Origin of the sequence: Brevibacillus sp. M2.1A, from assembly GCF_013284355.2 — a bacterium.
In the GTDB taxonomy this organism is placed as follows: Bacteria; Bacillota; Bacilli; order Brevibacillales; family Brevibacillaceae; genus Brevibacillus.
The window spans coordinates 2,412,412-2,434,363 of the sequence record NZ_JABSUY020000001.1; the positions used below are offsets into that span (position 1 = coordinate 2,412,412).

A 21,952-nucleotide genomic window follows, 5' to 3' on the forward strand; every position below is an offset into this window, starting at 1 on the left:
TCTGACAACGGCTTGCTTTCATTAGTGTATTACGGACTTCTATTCTTGACTCTTACTCTGACAACTGAACGTATGAACATGATCCGGCATAAGCTTAAGAGATGCTTAAAGGGAACTTACCGGAATGAACATTACGGCACAGCCTGAAGAAGGGGAGTAGAAGCGGATGAAAACAGCTTTCCTCACAGGAATTACAGGTCAGGACGGCGCCTATCTGGCAAAATTTCTGCTGGAGAAGGGGTACCATGTGGTGGGACTGGTTCCACGCCGGAGCTCAGTGGACAGGTGGCGGCTGGAGTATTTGAACATCGCAGATCAGGTGGAGTACAAGGACGGCGATCTATTGGATGTGTCGTCGTTGACGCGTGCACTAAAGGCATGTAAACCAGCAGAAGTGTATCATTTAGGTGCACAGAGCTTTGTCGGTTCGTCATGGGAACAGCCAATTTTGACCGCGCAAGTAACAGGAATGGGTGTTCTGCATGTTCTGGAGGCGATTCGGGAAACAGACCCCTCCATCAAAATGTATCAGGCTTCGTCAAGTGAGCTGTACGGGCTAATCCAGGAGCCACAGCAATCGGAGCAAACGCCTTTTTACCCAAGAAGCCCATATGCAGTCTCCAAGCTGTTTGGCTACTGGATGACCAAAAACTATCGGGAAAGCTTTCAAATGTTTAGCACCAACGGCATTTTATTCAATCATGAATCACCTTTGCGTGGGCTGGAATTCGTTACGAGGAAAGTGACACATGCTGTCGCAAGAATTGCCGCGAACCAGCAAAAAGAACTGCGGCTGGGGAATATTCAGGCGAAGCGGGATTGGGGCTTTGCTGGAGATTTCGTAGAAGCGATGTGGCTGATGCTTCAGCAGGATAAGCCGGATGATTATGTCATAGCGACAGGAAAAACATCGACAGTGGAAGAGATGTGCAAAATCGCTTTCGATTATGTTGGGTTGAACTACCTGGATTACGTCGTGATCGACCCGGAATTGTATCGGCCGGCAGAAGTGGACATTTTGTTGGGCAATCCGGAAAAAGCGAAAAGAGAGCTCGACTGGACACCGAAAACGAAGTTGGAAGAGCTCATTCACATGATGGTCGAAGCGGATATGCAGCGGGTTGCCAAACAATAAGTGAAGCCTATTCAGGACACCCTATTTCCGATTGCGGGATAGAAAGGGGTGTTTTTCTTTTATTTGACCATGAAGGTAGCCTGATCATACAAAAGGACAACCTATTTATATTTATAGGGTGACTTATTTATCGTGTGGACTGTTATTTTTGTCCCACTACTCATGCGTGAAATAGCAGAAAATTCAATATTAACTGTCACATCAATGCGTTGGCACGCTAATTGCTTGAAGTAAAAAAGTACAATCATTCTACTATTCACACTCAAAGGAGACTTGCTATGAACGTCGTTGCCAACGTATACCGGGGAGAACAGGTAGAGAGCTCACATCTTGGTCATATCGCAGTCGTTGATTCGCAGGGGACATTGCTCTATTCGTACGGGGACCCCCATCGCCTCACATATGCACGCTCCAGTATGAAGCCGTTGCAAACGATTCCGGTAATCGAGACGGGGACGGCAGACCGGTATGGTTTTGAGCCAGCTGATCTCTCGCTCTGTTGCGCTTCTCACAGTGGAGAGCCACGCCATCGGACGCGGGCGCTCTCGATGCTTGCGCGAGCAGGTCAGCCAGAAGCAGCATTGCAATGCGGGACACATGTGCCACGGCATGAGGAGAGCTACAAACAGCTGATTCGGGAGGGCAAGTCGCTTACACCTGTATTCTCGAATTGCTCCGGCAAGCACTCCGGCATGATTGCCACGGCGACATATATGGGGGAGGACGTAACTACTTATCATTTGCCTACGCATCCGGTGCAACAACGGATTCTCGAAGTAGTCGAGGACATAACAGGCTACCCCAAAGACAAAATCAACCTTGGGACAGATGGCTGTGGGGTTCCCGTCCATCAATTGCCGCTCGCCCATTACGCGTGGGCTTTCGCCAAGCTGGCGAGACCAGAGGTAATCGAGAATCCCGAGCGACGAAAAGCGGTTCAGCGAATTACGGATGCCATGACCGCTCATCCCGAAATGGTCGGAGGCGAGAATCGATATTGTACAGACCTCATGTCAGCCTTTGGCGGTCGTATCGTAGGGAAGGCAGGCGCTGAGTCCGTGTATTGCTTGGGGGATAGAGAAACAGGATTGGGCATTGCTATCAAAATCGAGGATGGAGGACCACGGGCGATCAACCCGGTCGTCAATGAAGTGCTTCGTCAACTGGGAATTGGCCTAGATGGTGCTTTGGATAGGCTCGCCGAATATACCAACCCGCCCATTACAAACATGAGTGGTAACGTTGTTGGACGGATCGAGACGTCCTTCCATCTAGCCAAGACAGATTTTTCTTTACGTGTATAAATGGCATTCCCAGCAGTGCCGTTTATTCATAAAGCAACAAAGGCTACATGTTGTTTAAAAAGAAAAGGGGGTCACATGCAATGAACATGCGAAAAGGATGGAAGCTGCTTAGTACCGCTGCACTTGTCACTGTCCTTGCCATTACAGGTTGTAGTCAGTCGGCAACGCCGACACAGCCAGGAGGGGGAGGTACAGCAGGTCAAGCGTCCTCAGATTCAGGTGGACAAGCCAATGCCGCTGCAAAACTCAAGCTCAACCTGAAGACCGAACCACCTTCGCTTGATCCGCCAAAGGGCTTTGACAGTACTTCCAACGAAGTGTTGAATGCCACAATGGAAGGCTTGGTTCGACTGGACAAGGATCACAAGCCGCAAGCAGCCATGGCTGAGAAATGGGCAGTGAGTGAGGATGGAAAAACGTACACCTTTACCCTACGTGATAGCAAATGGTCGAATGGTGAACCAGTGACAGCACAGGATTTCGAGTTTGCGTTTAAACGCATTGTCGATCCGAACAATGCATTCCCGTCTGCTTTCCTCGCCTATTACATCGATGGAGCAGAAGCGTTCAACAAAGGAACAGGAAATGCAGACGGCGTACAGGTAAAAGCCGTTGACGAGAAGACGTTTGAAGTAAAGCTGAAGGCACCAACAGGTTATTTCCTCCACATCCTGACGCAGCCGACCTTCTTCCCCGTGAATAAAAAAGTCGTGGAGAGCAATCCGAAATGGGCGGAAGGCGCCGCAAGCATCGTAACCAATGGACCATTCAAAATGGAAGACTGGGTTCATGACCAATCCGTGAAGCTGGTGAAAAACGACGGCTACTGGGACCGTGATTCAATCAAATATGCGGGAATCGAGTTTGTCATGGTCAACGATGAAAATACGCAATTCCAAATGTACAAAACAGGTCAGCTCGACATGATCCAGACCGTTCCCAATGATATGAAGAAACAGTTGATCGATTCCGGAGAAGCGAAGGTGGAGACGGAGGCGTCCATCTACTACTACCGGATGAACACTACAATGCCTCCATTCACGAACGCCAACATTCGGAAAGCATTTGCACTGGCCATCGATCGCAAAACCTTGATCGACAATGTTGTGCAAGGGAAACAAACACCTGCCATGGCTCACGTACCATTGGGCTTCCCGGAGCCAGACGGAGCGGATTTCCGCACAAAGGGCGGGGATTTCTTCAAGGATAACGATGTAGAGCAAGCAAAAGCATTGCTGAAAAAAGGGATGGAAGAAGAAGGCTGGACAACCCTCCCGCCTGTCACCATGACCTATAACACCAGTGATGCGCACAAGGCCATTGCGCAAGTTTTGCAGGAAATGTACAAGAAAAATCTCGGAGTAGATGTGAAGCTGGAAAACAAGGAGTGGAAAGTATTCTTGGCAGAACAGCGTGCCCGCACTCTACAATTCTCCCGCTCGACGATTCCTGCCGACTACGGAGATCCGGTCAATTACCTGGAGCTGTTCGTGACTGACCATCCTGGAAACCGTATCAATTACAGCAACAAAGAGTATGACGCACTGGTCGAGAAGATTCGCAACACTGCTGACGAACCCGAGCGCTTCAAGCTCATGCATGACGCGGAGAAAATTTTCATGGATGAAATGCCACTCGTACCTATCTATTTCGGCACAAAAGTATTTATGGAGCAGCCAAATATTAAAGGCATTGTTCGCCATCCAGTCGGCACGATTGACTACAAATGGGTAGAAATCGGCAATAAGTAATAAGTAAAATAAGCGAAGACAAGAGCGAATATTCGAATCGTTCTTGTCTTCACTTTACATCTTGGAGCGGCTGATATGGACAAAAAATCGATTATATTTATTGCGAGAATGGATGAGTTTCTGCAGTCCGTCGTTAGTCAATATCATGAATTGGGAATCGGCGATGATATCCATGTCGAGGCGATGCGAGTCGACCAGCTTCCGTTACGCCCGATCACGCCTGGTGCTCTCGTTATTGTATCCACGAAAAGCATCGTCCCCCTTGTACAACCGTATGTGCCGAAAGAATCCAGCATCATCGTTGCCAAGCGAATGCTGCCATACCATAATTTGCGCGGCATGCTGGAAATCCCGAAAGGCGTGAAAGTGCTTCTCGTCAGTGACACCAAGGAAACTGCTAAAGAAAATGTGGAATTGCTGCGTGCGTCAGGGATGGATTTTGAACTATATCCTTATTATCCAGGTGCTGACTATCCGCCTGACATCGAGATTGCAGTAACGCCAGGGGAGGCAGAGCATGTCCCCCCGCACATTCGCAAAGTTGTCGATATCGGGTATCGGATCATCGATTTATCTACATGGCTTGCCATCTACTCTCATTTTAAAAACGGCAATTTTCAAAAGGTGACCGCACGCGCCATGCAATCGTTGGTCGATATTACCAAAGAGCTAAACAACGAGATTCAGCATGCGCATCTCTTGAGCAAATATTTGGAGGCCATCGTCAATCGAATCGAAGACGCAGTGATTGCCATGGACGAAAAAGAAAACATCCGTTTTGTCAATCAGAAAGCGATCGATACGTTGCAGATGGAAGGGAATGAAGTCGTCGGTGAGCGGGCGTCCAATTGCTTGCCTGCGAGTTTCTATCAGTTGATCCGGCAGTGTGAAGAGAATAAGGATGTTTTGGTAGATTGGGCGAACAAAACCTACTTTTTCCGCAAAATGCATATCGTCATGGAAGGAAGCTTTCTCGGGAGTCTGCTTTTGTTTCGTCAGGCGGCAGAAATTGAAAAGCTGGAGCATGATTATCGCATGCGTCTTTACAGCAAAGGATTGGTAGCCAAATACCAATTTGATGATTTTTATGGGGAGAGTACCCCTGTACAAAAAATCATTCAGATTGCCCGCAAAATCGCAAGAAGCAACTCCACCGTACTGTTGTTGGGAGAGACAGGGACAGGGAAGGAATTGCTCGCCCAGGCTATCCACAATGCTTCGCCACGCAGAAGAGAGCCGTTTGTTGGGGTCAACTTCGCTGCCATATCGGAATCTCTTTTGGAAAGCGAGCTGTTCGGCTATGAAGAAGGAGCTTTTACCGGAGCGCGTAAAGGTGGACATATCGGTTGGTTTGAATTGGCCCACAAAGGGACCATTTTTCTCGATGAGATCGGAGATGCCAGCACCGCTATTCAAAACCGACTGCTGCGTGTTTTGCAAGAACGACAGATTATGCGCGTAGGTGGCAGCAAGATCATCCCGACAGATATTCGCGTCATCGCAGCAACGAATCAAGATTTGCAGCGGATGATTGCGGAAGGGGCCTTCCGTGCTGATTTGTATTATCGTCTGAATATCTTGCCGATTCATTTGCCGCCCCTGCGGAACAGACGGGAGGATATCCCGTGGTTGGCCCATCAATTTATGAAAAAATATTCCTATGATTTGCGCCGTCCGCCGTTTACGTTGACCAATGAAGCGATGCGGGCGCTCCATGAGTACGATTGGCCTGGAAATATTCGCGAGCTCGAAAATGTAATCGAGTATTTAGCGCATGTCGTGGAGGATGAAGCGTATCCGTATCATTTACCATTTCTACGGGAAATACCGGAAGCGCCGTTGCCTGTAGATGGTCTACACAACGAATGTGAAAGTATCGTCACCGAATATAAAAAACGGGGATTTCTGGATGAAATCACGGCTATTTTGCAGGAGCTGGGGCACGGAAGCGGCGGACGCTATACGCTACTTGCGCAGTTGCAAGAACAAGGTCACTCGGTTACCTTGCAACAGCTGCGCTATCGCCTGAAGCTTTTGCAGCAGGATGAGCTGATTCAAGTGGGAAAAGGAAGACAAGGAAGTCAGATTTCCTCGAAAGGTGAATCGTTTCTTGCCTATCTACATCGGATGAAAGCAGGGGAATGCATATGAGCGATTACTGGCGGCAGCAAGCGCTTTTGCAAAGAGAGCAGTACCTGGATGATTTGAAATCTTTTCTTTCCATTAACAGCATCGAAGACATGACGACGGCAAAAGAAGGAAAGCCATTTGGTGAAGGTGTTGCCGCTGCGCTTGAAGCCATGCTAGAACGCGGTGAGCTGGATGGCTTCCAGATCAAAAACCTGGATGGTTACGCGGGGACAATCGAGTTCGGCAGTGGGGAAGAAGAGATCGGCGTGCTCGTTCATATCGATGTCGTCACTGTGGGAGAAGGTTGGACGACGCCGCCTTTTGAACCGAGCATTCGCGACGGTCGCATCTATGCACGGGGAGCGATTGATGACAAAGGCCCAGCGATGGCTGCGTACTATGCGCTAAAGCTGGTTAAGGATTCAGGCTTGCCACTGACAAAACGCGTGCGAATGATCATCGGAACAGATGAAGAGAGCGGCTGGCTGTGCATGAAGCATTTTGCCCAGCATGATCGCATCCCGCCGATTGGCTTCTCACCTGATTCCTCCTTTCCGATGACACATGCCGAGAAGGGACAGATCAACCCAACGTTGACGATTCCAGCGATGGAAACAATCGAACCAAATGGTGTGTGGCAACTAGCTTCCTTTGTCTCCGGTGACCAAGGCAACAGTGTTCCCGAAAAAGCAGTCGCTCTTGTACGGCTGGACTCTCAGGCGCGGCAGGAGGTCGTGCTTTCCCGATTGGCGGAAGACTGGGAGATGTTTCTGAATGAAAATCACACAACTGGTCGTATGGAACTGGTAGGGCTAGGACAGTTGCAATTCACGCTCGCAGGAAAGCCAGCTCATGGGATGGCGCCATTTCAAGGTGTGAATGCGGGAACCTTGTTGGCTACTTTTTTACGCTCGTATCCGTTTGGTGGCTCCAGTTTGTCTTTTCTTACGATGTTGGCTGATATTCTGCATGAAGATTATTTTGCTCACCAGCTGCATATGGCTTGTGAGGATGAAGTGTCAGGCAAGCTGACGGTCAATGCGGGGATATTGCATTACGATTCCAGCGAAGGGGGCACAGTTCGGCTCAATATACGCTATCCGGCGACTGTCTCCTGTGAAGAATACGTAGAGAAATTGAAGCAAAGGACTGCAGAGCTGGGCTGGACGATTTCCGCTTTGCGGACATCCAAGTCGCATTATGTACCCAAAGATCATCCTGTGATAAGTACTTTGTCGCGGGTGTACGAGGAGCACACGGGAGAGCCGGCGACCCTTCTTTCCTCAGGTGGAGCAACTTACGCCAAAATCATGCCGTATGGTGTTGCTTTCGGCCCGCTCTTTCCAGGCAAAGAATCCATGGCCCATCTGACTGATGAATATGCCGAGATTGACGACCTGCTGCGTGCCATGGCGATTTACGCGCATGCCATTTACGAGCTGGCTAAGTAAACGAGGAGGACTTCCATGTCAAACTATCTGGTAAAACGTATTTTGATGATGTTCGTCACCCTATGGATTATCGTGACGCTGACGTTTGCCTTGATGCATGCCATTCCGGGGAACCCGTTTGCCTCCGAGTCGGATCAGCTGCCAGAGCAAATTCTCAATAATTTACGTGCCAAATACAACCTGGACGAGCCATTGCCTGTTCAATACGTTTTATATCTGAAAAATCTGTTAATGCTTGACTTGGGGCCATCCATCAAATCAGACTCTCGTGGAGTCAATGACATGATTTCCGATGGCTTTGCAGCATCTGCGTGGTTGGGTGTGCAAGCGATTGGGATCGCACTCCTTTTCGGAATTTCGTTGGGCATCATCGCAGCGCTCAATCGCAACAAATGGCTGGACTACGTTGCCATGGCACTTGCCGTATTGGGGGTAGCCATTCCGAGCTTCATTATGGCACCGCTTCTGATCAATTTCTTCGCGATCAAGCTGCCGCTCTTTCCCGTTGCGACATGGGGTACGTGGATGCATACGATACTGCCTTCATTGGCGCTCGCCTTTGGTCCAGTTGCGGTCATTACCCGCTACATGCGTGCCAGCATGATTGAGGTCATGAATCAGAACTACATTCGAACAGCAGAGGCAAAGGGGATTCCCATGCTTATCATTGTCGTCAGACATGGAATTCGCAATGCGATTCTGCCTGTGGTCACCTTTCTTGGACCTTTGATTGCCAGTTTGATAACGGGAACCTTTGTCGTGGAAAAAATCTTTGCAATCCCGGGCATTGGCAAGTACTTCGTAGACGGCATTTTCAACCGTGACTATCCGGTCATTTTGGGTACGACGATTTTTTACAGTGCGATTCTGATTTTTACCATTTTCCTGATTGATATGGCATACACCCTGATTGACCCACGGATCAAGCTGACCAACAAGGAGAGATAAACTGTGGCGATGGAGCACAAAGTGGACCCGTTGTTTCGCCCGTTGGCGAAAAATATACAGGCGAATGTCATTGCACGACCCAGTCTCAGCAATGGGCAGCAGGTCGTTCGGAAGCTGCTGAAAAACAAGCTGGCTATGCTGGGCCTTTTCATTATTCTCGCTTTGGTTGGCATGGCGATCATTGGACCGAATCTCGTGCCGTATAGTTATTCCGACCAGAGCTTGCTGACCAAAAATCAGGAAATTTCCGCAGAGCATTGGTTCGGGACGGATGAGCTGGGACGTGACATGTTTGCCCGTACGTGGTATGGGGCGAGGATTTCTTTGACGATTGGCATTGTCGCGGCATTCATCGACCTGGTCATCGGAGTGACAGTCGGGGGAATTGCGGGTTATATGGCAGGGCGAGGCAAACGAGGGGATCGCATCGATACGATCATCATGCGTATTATCGAGGTTTTGTATGGGCTGCCGTATTTGCTGGTCGTCATTTTGCTCATGGTTGTGATGGAGCCGGGAATGCTGACGATTATTATTGCCCTGTCTGCTACGGGCTGGGTCGGCATGGCGCGGTTGGTCCGCGGACAAATCTTGCAATTGAAAAATCAAGAGTTCATTCTGGCTGCCCAAGTGCTGGGGGCGAAGTTTTCACGAATTTTGCTCAAGCATCTGATTCCCAACACATTTGGCGTCATTATCGTCAATCTGACCTTTACGATTCCATCGGCGATTTTTGCGGAATCTTTTCTCAGCTTTCTTGGACTCGGTGTACAAGCTCCCGTCGCCAGTTGGGGGACGATGACAAACGATGGCTTGGGCGTTATTTTGACGGGTGATTGGTGGCGACTGTTTTTCCCGGCATTGATGATCTCGCTGACGATGTTCGCCTTTAACGTATTCGGCGACGGTTTGCAGGATGCGCTTGATCCGCGTCTACGCGATTAGAGATGACAGGGGGGGATGAGGATGAATCAGCATTTGCTGACAATCGATAACTTGCGGGTGAATTTCAAGACATATGGTGGCGAGGTACAAGCTGTGCGCGGCGTGTCCTTTTACGTGGATAAAGGGGAGACTGTTGCCATCGTAGGGGAGAGTGGATGTGGCAAGAGCGTTACAGCTCAAGCGATTATGGGATTAATTCCTAATCCACCTGGAAAAATCGTCGGGGGCAAGGTTGTATTTGAAGGAACGGAGATCAGTCACTTGCCCAAAAAAGAGCTGCTCGGTATTCGCGGAACGCAGATCGGCATGGTGTTTCAAGACCCGATGACGGCGCTCAATCCGACGATGAAGGTAGGGGCACAAATCGTAGAGGGGTTCGTTCGCAGTCATCAAGTATCGAGAGAGGAAGCGAGAAAGCGAGCGATTGAGATGCTTTCACTCGTAGGAATACCCGATCCGGAAAAGCGAATCGATCAGTACCCGCACCAATTCAGCGGAGGGATGCGTCAGCGTGTGGTCATTGCGATTGCTCTTGCTTGCCAACCCAAGCTGGTGATTGCTGATGAGCCGACGACAGCACTGGATGTGACGATTCAGGCGCAGATTTTGGATTTGCTCAAGCGATTGCAAGAGGAACAGGAGTTATCTGTTGTGATTATTACGCATGATTTGGGAGTCGTAGCGGAGATTGCTCATCGCATGGTTGTCATGTATGCGGGGATAGTTGTAGAGACGGGTACGGTTGAGGACGTTTTTGCAAGTCCTCGTCACCCGTATACATGGGGACTCATGCGTTCTCTTCCACGGCTGGATGAAGGCGAAAAGCAACGGCTGATTCCCATCGAAGGCAGTCCTCCAGATTTGTTCAATCCCCCAGTCGGCTGTCCGTTTGCTGCACGTTGTGATTTTGCGATGGAGATATGCGAACAGCAGATGCCCGTAACGAGCGAATTCGGTCGTGGACATCAGGCTGCTTGTTGGCTTCACGATCCACGGGCACCGCGAATAGAGGAGCTGGTGGCAGCAGGGAGGCAGGGAGAATGACAGAGGCTTTGCTTGATGTTCGCGATTTGAAAAAGTATTTTTCACTTGGAACGGGATTTGATTTGAAAGCAGTTGATGGTGTTTCGTTTACGATCAACAAAGGGGAGACTTTCGGTCTGGTCGGCGAAAGTGGCTGCGGGAAGTCTACACTAGGCCGGACGATTATTCGCCTGTATGACCATACAGATGGCGAAGTGCTGTTCAAAGGGAAGAATGTTCATCAGCTTCGGGGAAAAGAAGCGGGGCAGTTCAACCGGGATGCCCAGATGATTTTCCAGGACCCGCAAGCAAGTCTGAACCCGCGTATGACCGTGGAGGATATTATTGCAGAGGGCTTGGACATCCACCATCTGAATCGCGGAATGAGACGAGAGCGTGTGGCGGAACTGCTCCATCTAGTGGGTTTGCATAAGGACCATGCGCAGCGTTTTCCGCATGAATTCAGTGGGGGACAGCGCCAACGGATCGGAATCGCGCGGGCGTTGGCAGTAGAGCCGGAATTTATTATTGCCGACGAGCCGATCTCTGCACTCGACGTCTCGATTCAAGCACAAGTCGTCAATTTATTGGAGGATTTGCAGCATGATCGCGGATTGACCTATTTGTTCATCGCGCATGATCTGTCCATGGTCAAACATATTTCCAACCGGATTGGCGTCATGTATTTGGGCAAAATGGTCGAGCTGGCGTCGAGCTATGAGCTGTACGCTCGTCCGTTGCACCCGTATACGCAGGCTTTGCTCTCTTCTGTGCCAGTGCCGGACCCGACGGTAAAGCGAGAGCGTATCGTTTTGCAGGGAGATTTGCCAAGTCCAGCCAACAAGCCGAGTGGCTGCGGTTTTCGTACACGCTGCCCACTCGTACAACCTCGTTGTGCGGAAGAAGTGCCGAGGTGGCAGGAGGCACAACCCGGGCATTGGGTGGCTTGTCATTTGATAGAGTCGTAAGAGAGGAAGAAGGGCTGTTCCCGCTCGGTGGGACAGCCCTTTTTTGAGATTAAAGATAGTAGAAACAGGTTAGAACGATCGAGAAGACAATCAGCCCAGTGCCCGACGTGAGAAAAAGCGAGGTTCCGATTCGTACGAACGACTCTTTTTTTTCCTCGAAAGCAAGGTCGTTAGCTTGAACGATATCACTGTCCATCATGCGAGGTTTACGGAAGAACATCCCTTTCAGTTGCTTGAAGCCACGCAGAAAAATCGTGAAAAATCCAGAACGTGTCACAACCGCAATACTCCCTGCGATCAACAGGAAAAGCCCGATTAAAAAGCTCTGGTTAATCAATGGCACCAACGTATCGGCTTGTATGGTAATCCCTAAAATCACACTGCAGATCACGGAGAGAGCGAGTAGGAGAATGAGCCATTTTTTCAACGAAGAAGCACGTCCTTTTTATAGTGTGGGTGCAATGCTCTCTGCTTCCCGCAAAAAGGCTTGAACGGCAGGTGGGGCTTCACGAAGCGAACGTACAGCCAAGCCGATTTGCCGAGAGAGAGGCGGCGTGATTGGTATGACAGCGACATCGGGTAGTTGCGCTGGTAGTGTCAGTGACGGAACGACTGTCACCCCAACACCGCTTTCTACCATGGCCAATATCGTTGTATGATCAGCGATTTCATAGGTAACATTTGGTGTAAGCCCAGCCTTGGCAAACTCCGCGCCAATCAACAAGTGACAGCCCGCCATGGGCATGAGAAACGATTCGCGGGCTAATTGCTCCAAGGTCAGCGCGGGCTCTTTTGCCAGGGGATGATTGGCTGGCACGACAGCCTGCAGGGCGTCTGTCGTTAGCAAAATTCCCTCCAGCTCGTCATCGGGCCACACATGAAAACCGACATCGACAACCCCCGAGACAATCCATTCTTTTATTTCTTGATAGCTTCCTTCATATAGCTTTGTTTGCATATGCGGATAATGACTTTCTACCGACTTTAGCAATTTTGGCAGGAGCTGAGCAGTTACGCTGGGAAAAGAAGCAATCCGGAGCGTTGCCTCCACATGCTCGTTTGATTCGGCAGCCACCTGTTTAATCAGTGAGACGTTTTCCAATATCGTCCGGGCAGAGGCGACGATTTTTTCGCCCGCTGCGGTCAGCTTAACACCGCTGCGATTGCGGGTGAACAAGGAAATGCCGAGCTCTTTCTCCAGTGCGCCGATCGTATGACTGACACCCGACTGGCTCAAACCGATTTGCTCTCCTGCTCGCGTGAAGTTGCCAGTGTTGGTGACAGCCACAAGGACTTCCATTTGAAACAAAGTCATGGAGCGCCTCCTTTCATGAAGTTTTTATCATGGTTGGTATGCGAAAGCTTCATTTTACAGCGCGGTTGCCTCATTTTATGATGAAAAGCAAGAGAAGCATTCGTTTATGAAAAGGAGAGAAACAACCATGAATCATGTGAGCGTATATCATGTGGACGCGTTTACGAAAGAGCCGTTTGCAGGCAATCCCGCGGGCGTCATCCCGGAAGCAGGTACTTTGACTTTACAACAAATGCAGAAAATTGCCAATGAGTTGAATCTTCCTGAGTCTGCCTTTTTGATGCCATCCGACCATCCAGGAGCAGATTTTCGCATTCGCTACTTTTCTCCTTCGGTTGAGATCGATTTCTGCGGCCATGCGACAGTGGGTTCTGCTTGGATATTGGCGACAGAACGCGGATGGTTGGAAAAGGGTAGCCGTATCGTGTTTGAGACAAACGTCGGTTTGATTCCTGTTCAATTGGTGAAGGAGGATGGCCAGTTACAGCGAGTGGAAATGACCCAAATCAAGCCTTCTGTGCAGGAGATTGAATTAGACAGCGAAGAGGTAGCGAGGCTGGTTGGCATAACATTGCCCGATCTGGATGATCGCTATCCGATGAAGCTCGCTTCCACTGGCAATAGGCATCTGCTCGTTCCGGTTCGCACTCGTCAGGCAATCGATGCAGCGCAGCCATTGCTTTCTTCGCTGGCAGAAATGAACAGGGAACACGGCATCACAACCACCCATTTGTTTACGTGGGATGCTCCTGAAGGCTATGACTTGTATACGAGGGATTTTGCGCCTGCGATTGGGATTGCGGAAGATCCGGTAACAGGTGCTGCAAACGGGGCACTGGCTGGCTATCTGGCATTGGAAGAGTTGATTCCTGCTGGCAAAGTAACGCAACTCGTCATAGGGCAAGGACATGCGATTGGTCGGCCAGGAAAGCTGTATGTAACGGTTGATCGATCTGGAGAGGAGCCTGTTATTCGTGTAGCGGGTGAGGCGCATTTGACGATTGCGGGACAGATGAGGGGATAAATAAGGAAAAGAGAAAGGCGTTCTTGTCTAAGAACGTCTTTTTTTGTCTTTATTTCCTGTTGATCCAATATAAGGAATTCATTATAATTCAAATTGTGTGTTTAAGGAATATTTCAATAATTTTACCTGTACTTATTTTCTTGCGGTTTTGAATCGGTATGGGGGAGGGAGTCTTAGAGATGAACAGTACATTCATCCGTTCCATTCGTATTTGTAACGTATTTATCCTACTCTCTTTACTGTTTTTGCAAATGGTTCCTGAGCAGGTGCGTGCAACGGAAAAAAGCAAAACATACTTGATTGGTTTCAAAGACAGTAAACGAACAAAAAGGAGCGCCATTCAAGGAACATCTGTGCAACAACTCAGCTCCAAAATTATGGTAGCTACCTTAACTGAAAGCGAGAGGGAGGAATTATCTCAAGATCCAAATGTAGCGTACATGGAGGAAGATAGTGACACTGAGTTGGCAGAGATCGACCGGGCAGAAAAACAGGAGATCCCTTGGGGAGTCGAGCACGTAGGAGCACTTCAGGCACATAGCAAAAATTACGTGGGTAAAAATGTCAAGATAGGAATTTTGGATACAGGCATTTCTCGTCATGAAGATTTGAAAGTGAGTGGCGGCATTTCCTATGTAGAAGGTGAACCTGATTATGATGATGCCCACGGTCATGGTACCGCTGTGGCTGGGGTGATTGCCGGTAAAGACAATCATCTTGGAATTGTAGGAGTCGCACCCGAAGCGGAAATCTATTCGATCAAAGTTCTTGATGAAAATGGTCATGGCAAGTATTCGAGTATGATTCAGGGAATAGAATGGGCCATCCAAAATGGCATGAATATCGTCTCGATCAGTGCGGGTGGGGCCGTGGACAGTCGCGCATTGCATGACCAGATAAAAAGGGCAAATGAGCATGAAATTCTGGTCATTGCAGCAGCGGGCAACCGAGGTCTTGGGGAGGATACCCAATTGTTCCCGGCACAATATCCCGAAACGTTGTCGGTAGGTTCCGTTGATCGGGAGAACCAGCGTGCTGATACCTCCAGTGTAGGAGCGGGTTTGGACCTGATGGCTCCGGGCGTGGACATTTTAAGCACTTCCCTTCACAAAGGATATGAATTGCGCTCGGGTACTTCTTTAGCTGCTCCTCACGTGGCTGGTGCCGCAGCCGTCATTTGGTCGAAGAAGGGAAAGGCAACCAACGATGAAGTCCGGGATATTTTGGTCGAGAGTGCAACACCTCTTGGGGAGCCACGTTTTTATGGCAAAGGGCTGGTGAACCTGGAAAAAGCTTTGGAGTTAGGGAATACAGATACTCTCGGGATTCAGGCGATTGAATCTTCTCCTAACGAGCTGGCTATTTCCGTAGGGCAAAGCTATCCATTGAAGATCAAGGCGAAGCTGACAGATGACACGACCAAAGACATTACCGAGGAAGCGAAATATGTCAGTAACGATGAAAAAATCGCGACAGTAAAGCCAACAGGACTGGTGACTGCGACTGGCATTGGTGAGACGCGATTGGTCGTAACGTTTGAAGACAAGACGATCGAAATCCCGGTAGTGGTTAGTGAAAATGTAGCTTTGACCCCACGTGGCGGTCTTGATAAGCCAGAAAATGGTGAATTAATTGTCGGTGCGTATGAGCTGAAGGGATGGTACCTAAATCCCGCAGGCGTTTCCCAAATCAGTATCATGGTTGATGGCATAAAGGTTGGGGAGGCAACCTATGGTGACCCCAGACCCGATATTGAGGCCAAGTATCCAGCGTATCAAAATGGAAACGCAGGTTTTCATTTTAACCTGGATACGAGAGAAATGAGTGTAGGTTTGCATACAATTACGCTTGCCATTCAAAACAAGAATGGTGAGCAGACAGTTATCGAAGGAAATACGTTCTATATTGGCAATAAACAGCCGGTAGAGGGTCTTCATGCAGATGTTTCCAAGCTGGAACTAACGGCCGAGAATACTCATCAGCTCGTTGTTTCTACGATTCTCGAAGATAAAACGCTAAAAGATGTCACGATGCTGGCTGAATACACTTCTTCGGATGAAAATATCGTAACGGTATCTCCAACTGGTTTCGTAAAAGCAACAGGAATGGGAACAGCGAGTGTGACGATTCGCTATGAAGGACAAACCATCACGATTCCTGTCACGATCCAGGAAAAAATCGCGCTCATACCGCGTTGGGAAGTAGAGAGTCCAGCCGATCACTCTACAATGACGGGAGCCTCTCTCATTAAAGGCTGGTATTTAGATCCGGCAGGTGTAGCAAAGATCGAGGTTCATGCAGATGGGAAATTGGTCGGGGAAGCTCTTTACGGGCAATCGCGACCGGATATCGCGCAGGCGTACCCGGCTTATCAAAATGCTAGTTCTGGTTTTCAGTATTTTTTGGATACAGCCCAAATGACGGAAGGGCAGCACACCATTACGGTGATGGCTGTTAATCAGGAAGGCAAAGAGCAAGTCCTGGCAGAACGTCCCGTGTCTATCGAGCGTGCACAACCAGCCAAGAGTATAGCTGCAAATGTAAGCAAGGTCGAACTATCACAAGGGAATACACAGCAGCTTACCGTTTCGGCTGTTTTGGAAAATGACCAAATCAGAGATGTAACTAGAGAAGTGAAGTACACCCTCGAGGATTCTACAGTTGCCAGCATCTCCAATCACGGAATCATCACGGGTCTTCGGATCGGACAGACCACGGTGATTGTCGACTACCAGGGACAAGTGCTGACGATACCGATCTCGGTAAAAGCTGCTGCTGGAGTGTCCCAAGGGGGATTGGACAGTCCTCTCGACAATGCGACGATTAGCGGAGTCTACCCTGTAACAGGCTGGTTTATCGCCTCAAGCGGCGTCTCGAGCATTGAGGTGTTGGTGGATGGCGTTGTAATCGGGGAAGCCACGTATGGAGTTCCGCGTCCCGAAATCGAGATTATGGATATTTCTTTACCAGGTAGCAACGTTGGATTTCATTACAGCCTCGACACAGGCCTTTTCCAGAAAGGAAAGCATACCATTTCTGTTCGCGGAACAGCCAAGGATGGCAATCAAACGATGCTGGGGTCAAGAACCGTACAGATGGTTGAATTACTCCCGGCCATCGGATTGCACGTAGATATCACCGAGTTGCAGCTTTCTCAAGGAAAGACACATCCACTCACTGTCAAAGCAGAATTGGAGGATCAGAGCAAGCAGGATGTGACCAGGCTAGCCATATATACCGTAGAAGATCCATCTGTTGCAAAAGTGAGTCCAGACGGCGTAGTTACGGCTCTGGCGCAGGGCAATACGAGTCTTACGATCAAATACGGAAATCAGAATATCAAGATACCAATCGTCATTACAGCAGCAGAAGTACGAAAGGCAATTGGCGAAATAGAAACGCCAGCAAATGACGCGATTATCAATGGAACGTATACGATAGCGGGCTGGTTTTTGCATCCTTCTACGCCTACTCGTTATCAGGTCGTCCTTGATGGAAAAGAAGTCGGACAAGCCAATTCAGGAATAGCACGACCTGACATTGCCCTGCTGCATCCAGACTATAAGAATACGCATGCTGGATTCAGCTATACGGTGGATTTGTCCGAGTTGCAATCCGGCCATCACACGGTGACTGTTGTAGTGACGGATAGCGAAGGAAAACAGTACCCGTTGCCAGAGAAAAGCTTCGTGGTTGGAGAAGTAGCTGCGGCGGATAGTTTGAAGCATACGGAAACGGGCATTAGCTTGGCAAAATCGTCGATGCAGAAGCTACAAATTACCGCAACTACCGCTGGTCAAAGTCCAAGAGATGTGACTGCGCATGCCGTATATTCGTACGAGAATGCCAATGTGATCCACGTGAGTCCACTGGGGATCGTCACAGGACTCGAAGTAGGAATGACCAAGATTGTTGTCAGTTATGGAGGTCAGACCCTAACCATTCCAGTGGTTGTGACGGAAACAGATTCTGGCCCACTGGTTGCAAAAGGACAAATCGACATTCCGATAGACAAAGCAGAAATTGGAGGAACCACAACGATTCAGGGATGGCTTCTTGATCCCGATGGTGTAGCCAAAATAGAAGTGTTGGTGGATGGGCAGCTACAAGGAACAGCCGTATATGGCGGACCTCGTCCTGACATTTTCACCCTGTATCCGCGGTATGAGAATCCAAATGCAGGATTTCAGTATCTGCTCCATACAATGAGCTTCAATGAAGGCGAGCACAAAATAACTGTACGAGTAACCAACAAAAAGGGAGTAGAAAGTCTCGTCTTCGATAAAGAAGTAACAGTTGGCCCCGTAACAGGGATTACTACCAATCTCCCCAAAATTGATCTTGAGAAAGAAAAGACCGTTTCTCTCACTGTGGTTGCCTCTTATCGGGACAAGAGTACGAAGGACGTAACAGGCGCAGTCACCTACGCGATTCAAGACCCAGCCATTGCAAAAGTAGACGCTACTGGTGTGATAACGGGTCTAGCGCCAGGGAATACCGTTCTGTCCGTCACTTATGCTGGCATTGTTCAGCAAGTGCCTGTTCATGTGAAGGGCGGCGCTTTGATGGCGACAGGTGCGATTGATGCTCCAGGAGAGAATGAACAGATTAGTGGAAGCTATAACCTAACAGGCTGGTTCATGACCTCCGGTGAAGTGGAAAAAATCGAAGTGTTAATGGATGGCGTTGCGTTGGGTGAGGCGAAATATGGACTGGATCGCCCGGATATTTTGCGAATGTACACAGAGGCACCTCCTGTAAAACCAGGTTTTTCGTATCTTTTGGAAGTGAATGATCTGGACTTGGGACAGCATCAGCTGACTGTAGTGGTTACGGAAAAAGACGGGAAACAGACCAGCATGGAAAAGGCGATCACGATTGTGAAGCCGATTCACGACAAATACACCTATTGGCTGCAATTTTCAGATCAGCAGGGCAAGGACAATTGGTCTTACCAAGAGGTGTCAGGGGATCGTCATGCTGATTTGACGTGGAACAAGCAAACAGAAGAATGGAAGAGTCATCACGATACGGCCATCGGGAATACATGGATAAGAGTTGGCAGCTCAAACCCTGTCATCAAATGGGAAGCGCCACGATCAGGAAAAATACAGGTTAGCGGTTGGATTTCCAAAATTCAAATCGATGAGGGCGATGGGGTAAACGTCCGATTGCTGAAAAACGATGAACAAATTTGGCCGTCCACTGGCTGGCAATCTATCGAATTCAACGATGAAATTGGTGTGGAAATTCAAGAAGAACTTGAGGTAGAGCAAGGAGATGCGCTCTTGTTTCAAGTGGATCAAAAAGAAAGCAGCCTCGGGGATTTACTTAAATGGACACCTGAAATTACGTACGTGAGCAACGCCGTTAACGATAATGCGTCTCCCCAAATTTATTTGACCTCTCCCGCTGTGGGAGCAGCAGTCTCTACCGTTGATGGCAAAGATGTTGTCGCGATATCAGGTTTTGCCATGGACCCGAATATAGGAGATCAGGTAAACATTTGGTACCAGCTGGATGATGAAGATCCACAAGAGTTAACGAGATTTACGGCTTCGGAAAAGCACCAACCATTTTTGTTCAACCTACCCACCCATCACCTAAAGCCGGATGTTTTGTATTCTCTTCGGGTCTGGGCAGTCGATCAAAAATCAGGAAGATCACTCAGTGAAAAAGTAGACTTCACTTTGGACATGAGAGCGCAAGCCGAAAAGGAAGACATTGTGGTTGTCGCAAAGTGGACATCTCCGAAGGATGGAACCGAAATTTCAAAAGGAGAAAAGGTTTCACTGACTTGGGATTACGCAAGCTACGGTGGGCACTCCAGTAAAATCGAATCGCAAGAATTGCTCATTTATATTAGCGAAGGTGGGCATGTCACCTCAACGATCCGCGAAAAATTGACAGGCACAGCACGTTCCTACGTTTTTGATACAAGTGTGATCGAGAAAAATGCCCGAGTGGAAGCACGAATTCGCTCGATTATGCCGAAGACGCCTGCTTATGTTTATGGCGGCACTGCGAAGTTGAATTTCAGTGTTCTGGCTGCCAATCAAGCACCGGTCGTATCCAGTACGGAGTTTGTCACCTTGGACAGAGGGCTTACAGGAACCATCAACTATACACTCAATGAAAATGATGTCACGGACAAAATCGTTTCGACAAAATTACGAGTAGGTTTCACACCAGGTGGAAACGAGCTTGGTGAAAAAGAGGAGCTGATCCCGGAGGCTTCCCAGAACAGACAAGTTGTGAGCAGGTACTCCTTCCCCCTTGCAAAAGAGATGCTGCACCAGACCATTTACTGGACAGTGCAGGCGCAGGATAACCGGGGAGCTTGGACACCAGCGGTTAACTATTCCGTTCGACTGGAAGAAGCACTTCCGAAAATCGTGATCTACACGCCGGTTGCCAAGAGAGTGATGGACCTTGATGACATCTTTATATTGGATGGAACATACACGAAGCTTACTTCTGGAGAAACGATTGAAGCCAAAGTGTCCTCCTCTCATTCCGCCAAAAAATTCACAACAACAGGAACAACCGGTCAGTGGGAGCTGAATTGGACGGGGAGGGAAATCGGATCGGGCACGTATGAAAATATCCAGGTGACAGATCCGACTGTAGTCTATTACTACGGAAGCTTAACGGTGGAAGACAAGCCGGATGCACCAAGCATCGTTAACGCAGAGGCAGAAACCAATTCACTCAAAATCTATTGGAGTCCGTCTGTAGGTGCCATTGACTACGGCATCCAGATCGATGGCGGTGGTATCAAAAAAGTGGGCGATGTTACCAGCCATACGATCACGGGCCTTCAGCCTGCGCGTGTGTATACCATCAAACTTTGGGCGTATACTTCAGCCGGGATTAGCAGTTACAGCAGTTCGATTACGGTTGAAACGAAACCAGCAGAAAGCAATTTTAATGGAATGGTCGAGAACAGCCCGGTGCGGATGTATTTCCCTGCAAATGAGGCGAAATACATGAAAATCGTTGCCGGAACAAATGGAGCGTATTCATTCACGTTAAACAACGATTCGGGTTTACCAGCAAATGCAACTATCTCCGTCTATAAAGCGGCCAGCTTGCAGGCACATGAGGAGATTGCGGCGGGAGCGAATGGAAGAGTCAACCCCGTGTTTGTTGCAGGAAAAACCTATTATGTAAAAATTGTCGCTAATGATTCTATTTACGCTACGCTTCTGGCAAAGCCAGGGGGAGAGGCTTTTACCTTCAACCAACCAAAGGAAATTACGCTTCAGCCCGGTCAAACAGTAGAGATGATCATGAATACAACCATTCCTGGCAAGTATCGTATGATGACACAATTGAAAAACCAAACAAATAAATATCCGGTTGTCACGGTACTGTCCAATGGAAATGCCGTAACACCAAAAGAAACGCCAACTCCTTCAGAAATCAATTATGAGCTGGGGATGGGCAGCTACACGATCAAATTGAGCAATACCGAGAGTGATCCAGTGAGTGTTTCCTTTACCGTTTTTGCTCCCCTCCCTGGTGGGACTCTTTATGAGTACGTTTACGATCAAAACAATCGGATTAAGGCGATTAAAGAAAATGGCGTAGAATCCGTCACCTTCATTCATGATGAAAATGGAAACATGTTAAAAAGTGTCAAGCATGCAGTGACGCTTCCACCAAAAGGAACCGTACTACATGTGGATCAGGAGAAGGTGGAGGTACGAGCTGGTAGCACGCGACCGATTAAGGTCACAGCAACACTGGAGGACGGCAGTACGCTGGATGTAACAACACAAGGCCTTTACTCGGTAGTAGATTCTCGGGTTGGATTTATCGTGAAAGGTGTTGTGCATGGGATGAATCCTGGAACAACAGAGGCCAGGGTGTTTTACGGCGGACAGTTTAAAATAATAACGATTACGGTTGTACCCTAATCCATGTTCATGCAGTCCCCCCGTCGCATCATGGGG

General features: G+C 48.8%; 13 protein-coding genes. 11 read left to right on the forward strand and 2 right to left on the reverse strand.

Going from position 1 to position 21,952, the window contains the following annotated elements; genetic code table 11:
• The first annotated feature begins 166 nt into the window (after positions 1 to 166).
• The 9 genes from gmd (at position 167) to HP567_RS11845 (ending at position 11,655) form a co-directional block, all read left to right on the forward strand.
• On the forward strand, positions 167 to 1,135 hold the full coding sequence (gmd, locus tag HP567_RS11805) for a GDP-mannose 4,6-dehydratase (RefSeq protein WP_173608539.1): 969 nt from the start codon (positions 167 to 169) through the stop codon (positions 1,133 to 1,135).
• Positions 1,136 to 1,413: 278 nt separating this feature from the next.
• Complete coding sequence (locus tag HP567_RS11810) at positions 1,414 to 2,439, forward strand: asparaginase (protein ID WP_173608538.1); 1,026 nt, start codon at positions 1,414 to 1,416, stop codon at positions 2,437 to 2,439.
• A gap of 80 nt (positions 2,440 to 2,519) precedes the next feature.
• Complete coding sequence (locus tag HP567_RS11815) at positions 2,520 to 4,190, forward strand: peptide ABC transporter substrate-binding protein (RefSeq protein ID WP_173608537.1); 1,671 nt, start codon at positions 2,520 to 2,522, stop codon at positions 4,188 to 4,190.
• Between the two features lie 75 nt (positions 4,191 to 4,265).
• Positions 4,266 to 6,341: a sigma-54 interaction domain-containing protein gene (locus tag HP567_RS11820; protein ID WP_173608536.1), complete on the forward strand. Its 2,076-nt coding sequence runs from the start codon at positions 4,266 to 4,268 to the stop codon at positions 6,339 to 6,341.
• On the forward strand, positions 6,338 to 7,771 hold the full coding sequence (gene pepV / locus HP567_RS11825) for a dipeptidase PepV (protein WP_173608535.1): 1,434 nt from the start codon (positions 6,338 to 6,340) through the stop codon (positions 7,769 to 7,771). Before HP567_RS11820 ends, pepV begins: the two co-directional genes overlap by 4 nt.
• Positions 7,772 to 7,786: 15 nt before the next feature.
• Positions 7,787 to 8,719, forward strand: a complete 933-nt coding sequence (locus HP567_RS11830; protein ID WP_173608534.1) for an ABC transporter permease — start codon at positions 7,787 to 7,789, stop codon at positions 8,717 to 8,719.
• A 9-nt stretch (positions 8,720 to 8,728) separates the two neighbouring features.
• Positions 8,729 to 9,664 (forward strand): ABC transporter permease, encoded by a 936-nt coding sequence (locus HP567_RS11835; protein WP_173609126.1) that lies wholly within the window; start codon positions 8,729 to 8,731, stop codon positions 9,662 to 9,664.
• Positions 9,665 to 9,685: 21 nt separating this feature from the next.
• Positions 9,686 to 10,708, forward strand: coding sequence for an ABC transporter ATP-binding protein (locus HP567_RS11840; protein ID WP_173608533.1), 1,023 nt, complete (start codon positions 9,686 to 9,688; stop codon positions 10,706 to 10,708).
• Positions 10,705 to 11,655, forward strand: a complete 951-nt coding sequence (locus HP567_RS11845; RefSeq protein ID WP_173608532.1) for an ABC transporter ATP-binding protein — start codon at positions 10,705 to 10,707, stop codon at positions 11,653 to 11,655. Before HP567_RS11840 ends, HP567_RS11845 begins: the two co-directional genes overlap by 4 nt.
• A 49-nt stretch (positions 11,656 to 11,704) precedes the next feature.
• Here HP567_RS11845 and HP567_RS11850 read toward each other — a convergent pair whose 3' ends face one another.
• A complete protein-coding gene (locus tag HP567_RS11850; protein ID WP_173608531.1) occupies positions 11,705 to 12,082 on the reverse strand; it encodes a DUF3899 domain-containing protein in 378 nt (125 codons plus the stop codon).
• An 18-nt stretch (positions 12,083 to 12,100) separates the two neighbouring features.
• Complete coding sequence (locus HP567_RS11855) at positions 12,101 to 12,970, reverse strand: LysR family transcriptional regulator (RefSeq protein ID WP_173608530.1); 870 nt, start codon at positions 12,968 to 12,970, stop codon at positions 12,101 to 12,103.
• A 127-nt stretch (positions 12,971 to 13,097) separates the two neighbouring features.
• Here HP567_RS11855 and HP567_RS11860 point away from each other — a divergent pair, with 127 nt between their 5' ends.
• Positions 13,098 to 13,994, forward strand: a complete 897-nt coding sequence (locus tag HP567_RS11860; protein ID WP_173608529.1) for a PhzF family phenazine biosynthesis protein — start codon at positions 13,098 to 13,100, stop codon at positions 13,992 to 13,994.
• A gap of 179 nt (positions 13,995 to 14,173) precedes the next feature.
• Positions 14,174 to 21,916 carry a S8 family serine peptidase gene (locus HP567_RS11865; RefSeq protein ID WP_173608528.1) on the forward strand — a complete coding sequence of 2,581 codons (7,743 nt, stop codon included), beginning with the start codon at positions 14,174 to 14,176 and terminating at the stop codon, positions 21,914 to 21,916.
• The last annotated feature ends 36 nt before the right edge of the window (positions 21,917 to 21,952 follow it).

Coding starts and splice junctions, on each gene's coding strand:
- HP567_RS11860 (WP_173608529.1), top strand. CDS start 13,098: ATGAATCATGTGAGCGTATATCATGTGGACGCGTTTACGAAAGAGCCG.
- HP567_RS11840 (WP_173608533.1), top strand. CDS start 9,686: ATGAATCAGCATTTGCTGACAATCGATAACTTGCGGGTGAATTTCAAG.
- HP567_RS11845 (WP_173608532.1), top strand. CDS start 10,705: ATGACAGAGGCTTTGCTTGATGTTCGCGATTTGAAAAAGTATTTTTCA.
- pepV (WP_173608535.1), top strand. CDS start 6,338: ATGAGCGATTACTGGCGGCAGCAAGCGCTTTTGCAAAGAGAGCAGTAC.
- HP567_RS11815 (WP_173608537.1), top strand. CDS start 2,520: ATGAACATGCGAAAAGGATGGAAGCTGCTTAGTACCGCTGCACTTGTC.
- HP567_RS11820 (WP_173608536.1), top strand. CDS start 4,266: ATGGACAAAAAATCGATTATATTTATTGCGAGAATGGATGAGTTTCTG.
- HP567_RS11855 (WP_173608530.1), bottom strand. CDS start 12,970: ATGACTTTGTTTCAAATGGAAGTCCTTGTGGCTGTCACCAACACTGGC.
- HP567_RS11810 (WP_173608538.1), top strand. CDS start 1,414: ATGAACGTCGTTGCCAACGTATACCGGGGAGAACAGGTAGAGAGCTCA.
- HP567_RS11865 (WP_173608528.1), top strand. CDS start 14,174: ATGAACAGTACATTCATCCGTTCCATTCGTATTTGTAACGTATTTATC.
- gmd (WP_173608539.1), top strand. CDS start 167: ATGAAAACAGCTTTCCTCACAGGAATTACAGGTCAGGACGGCGCCTAT.
- HP567_RS11830 (WP_173608534.1), top strand. CDS start 7,787: ATGTCAAACTATCTGGTAAAACGTATTTTGATGATGTTCGTCACCCTA.
- HP567_RS11835 (WP_173609126.1), top strand. CDS start 8,729: ATGGAGCACAAAGTGGACCCGTTGTTTCGCCCGTTGGCGAAAAATATA.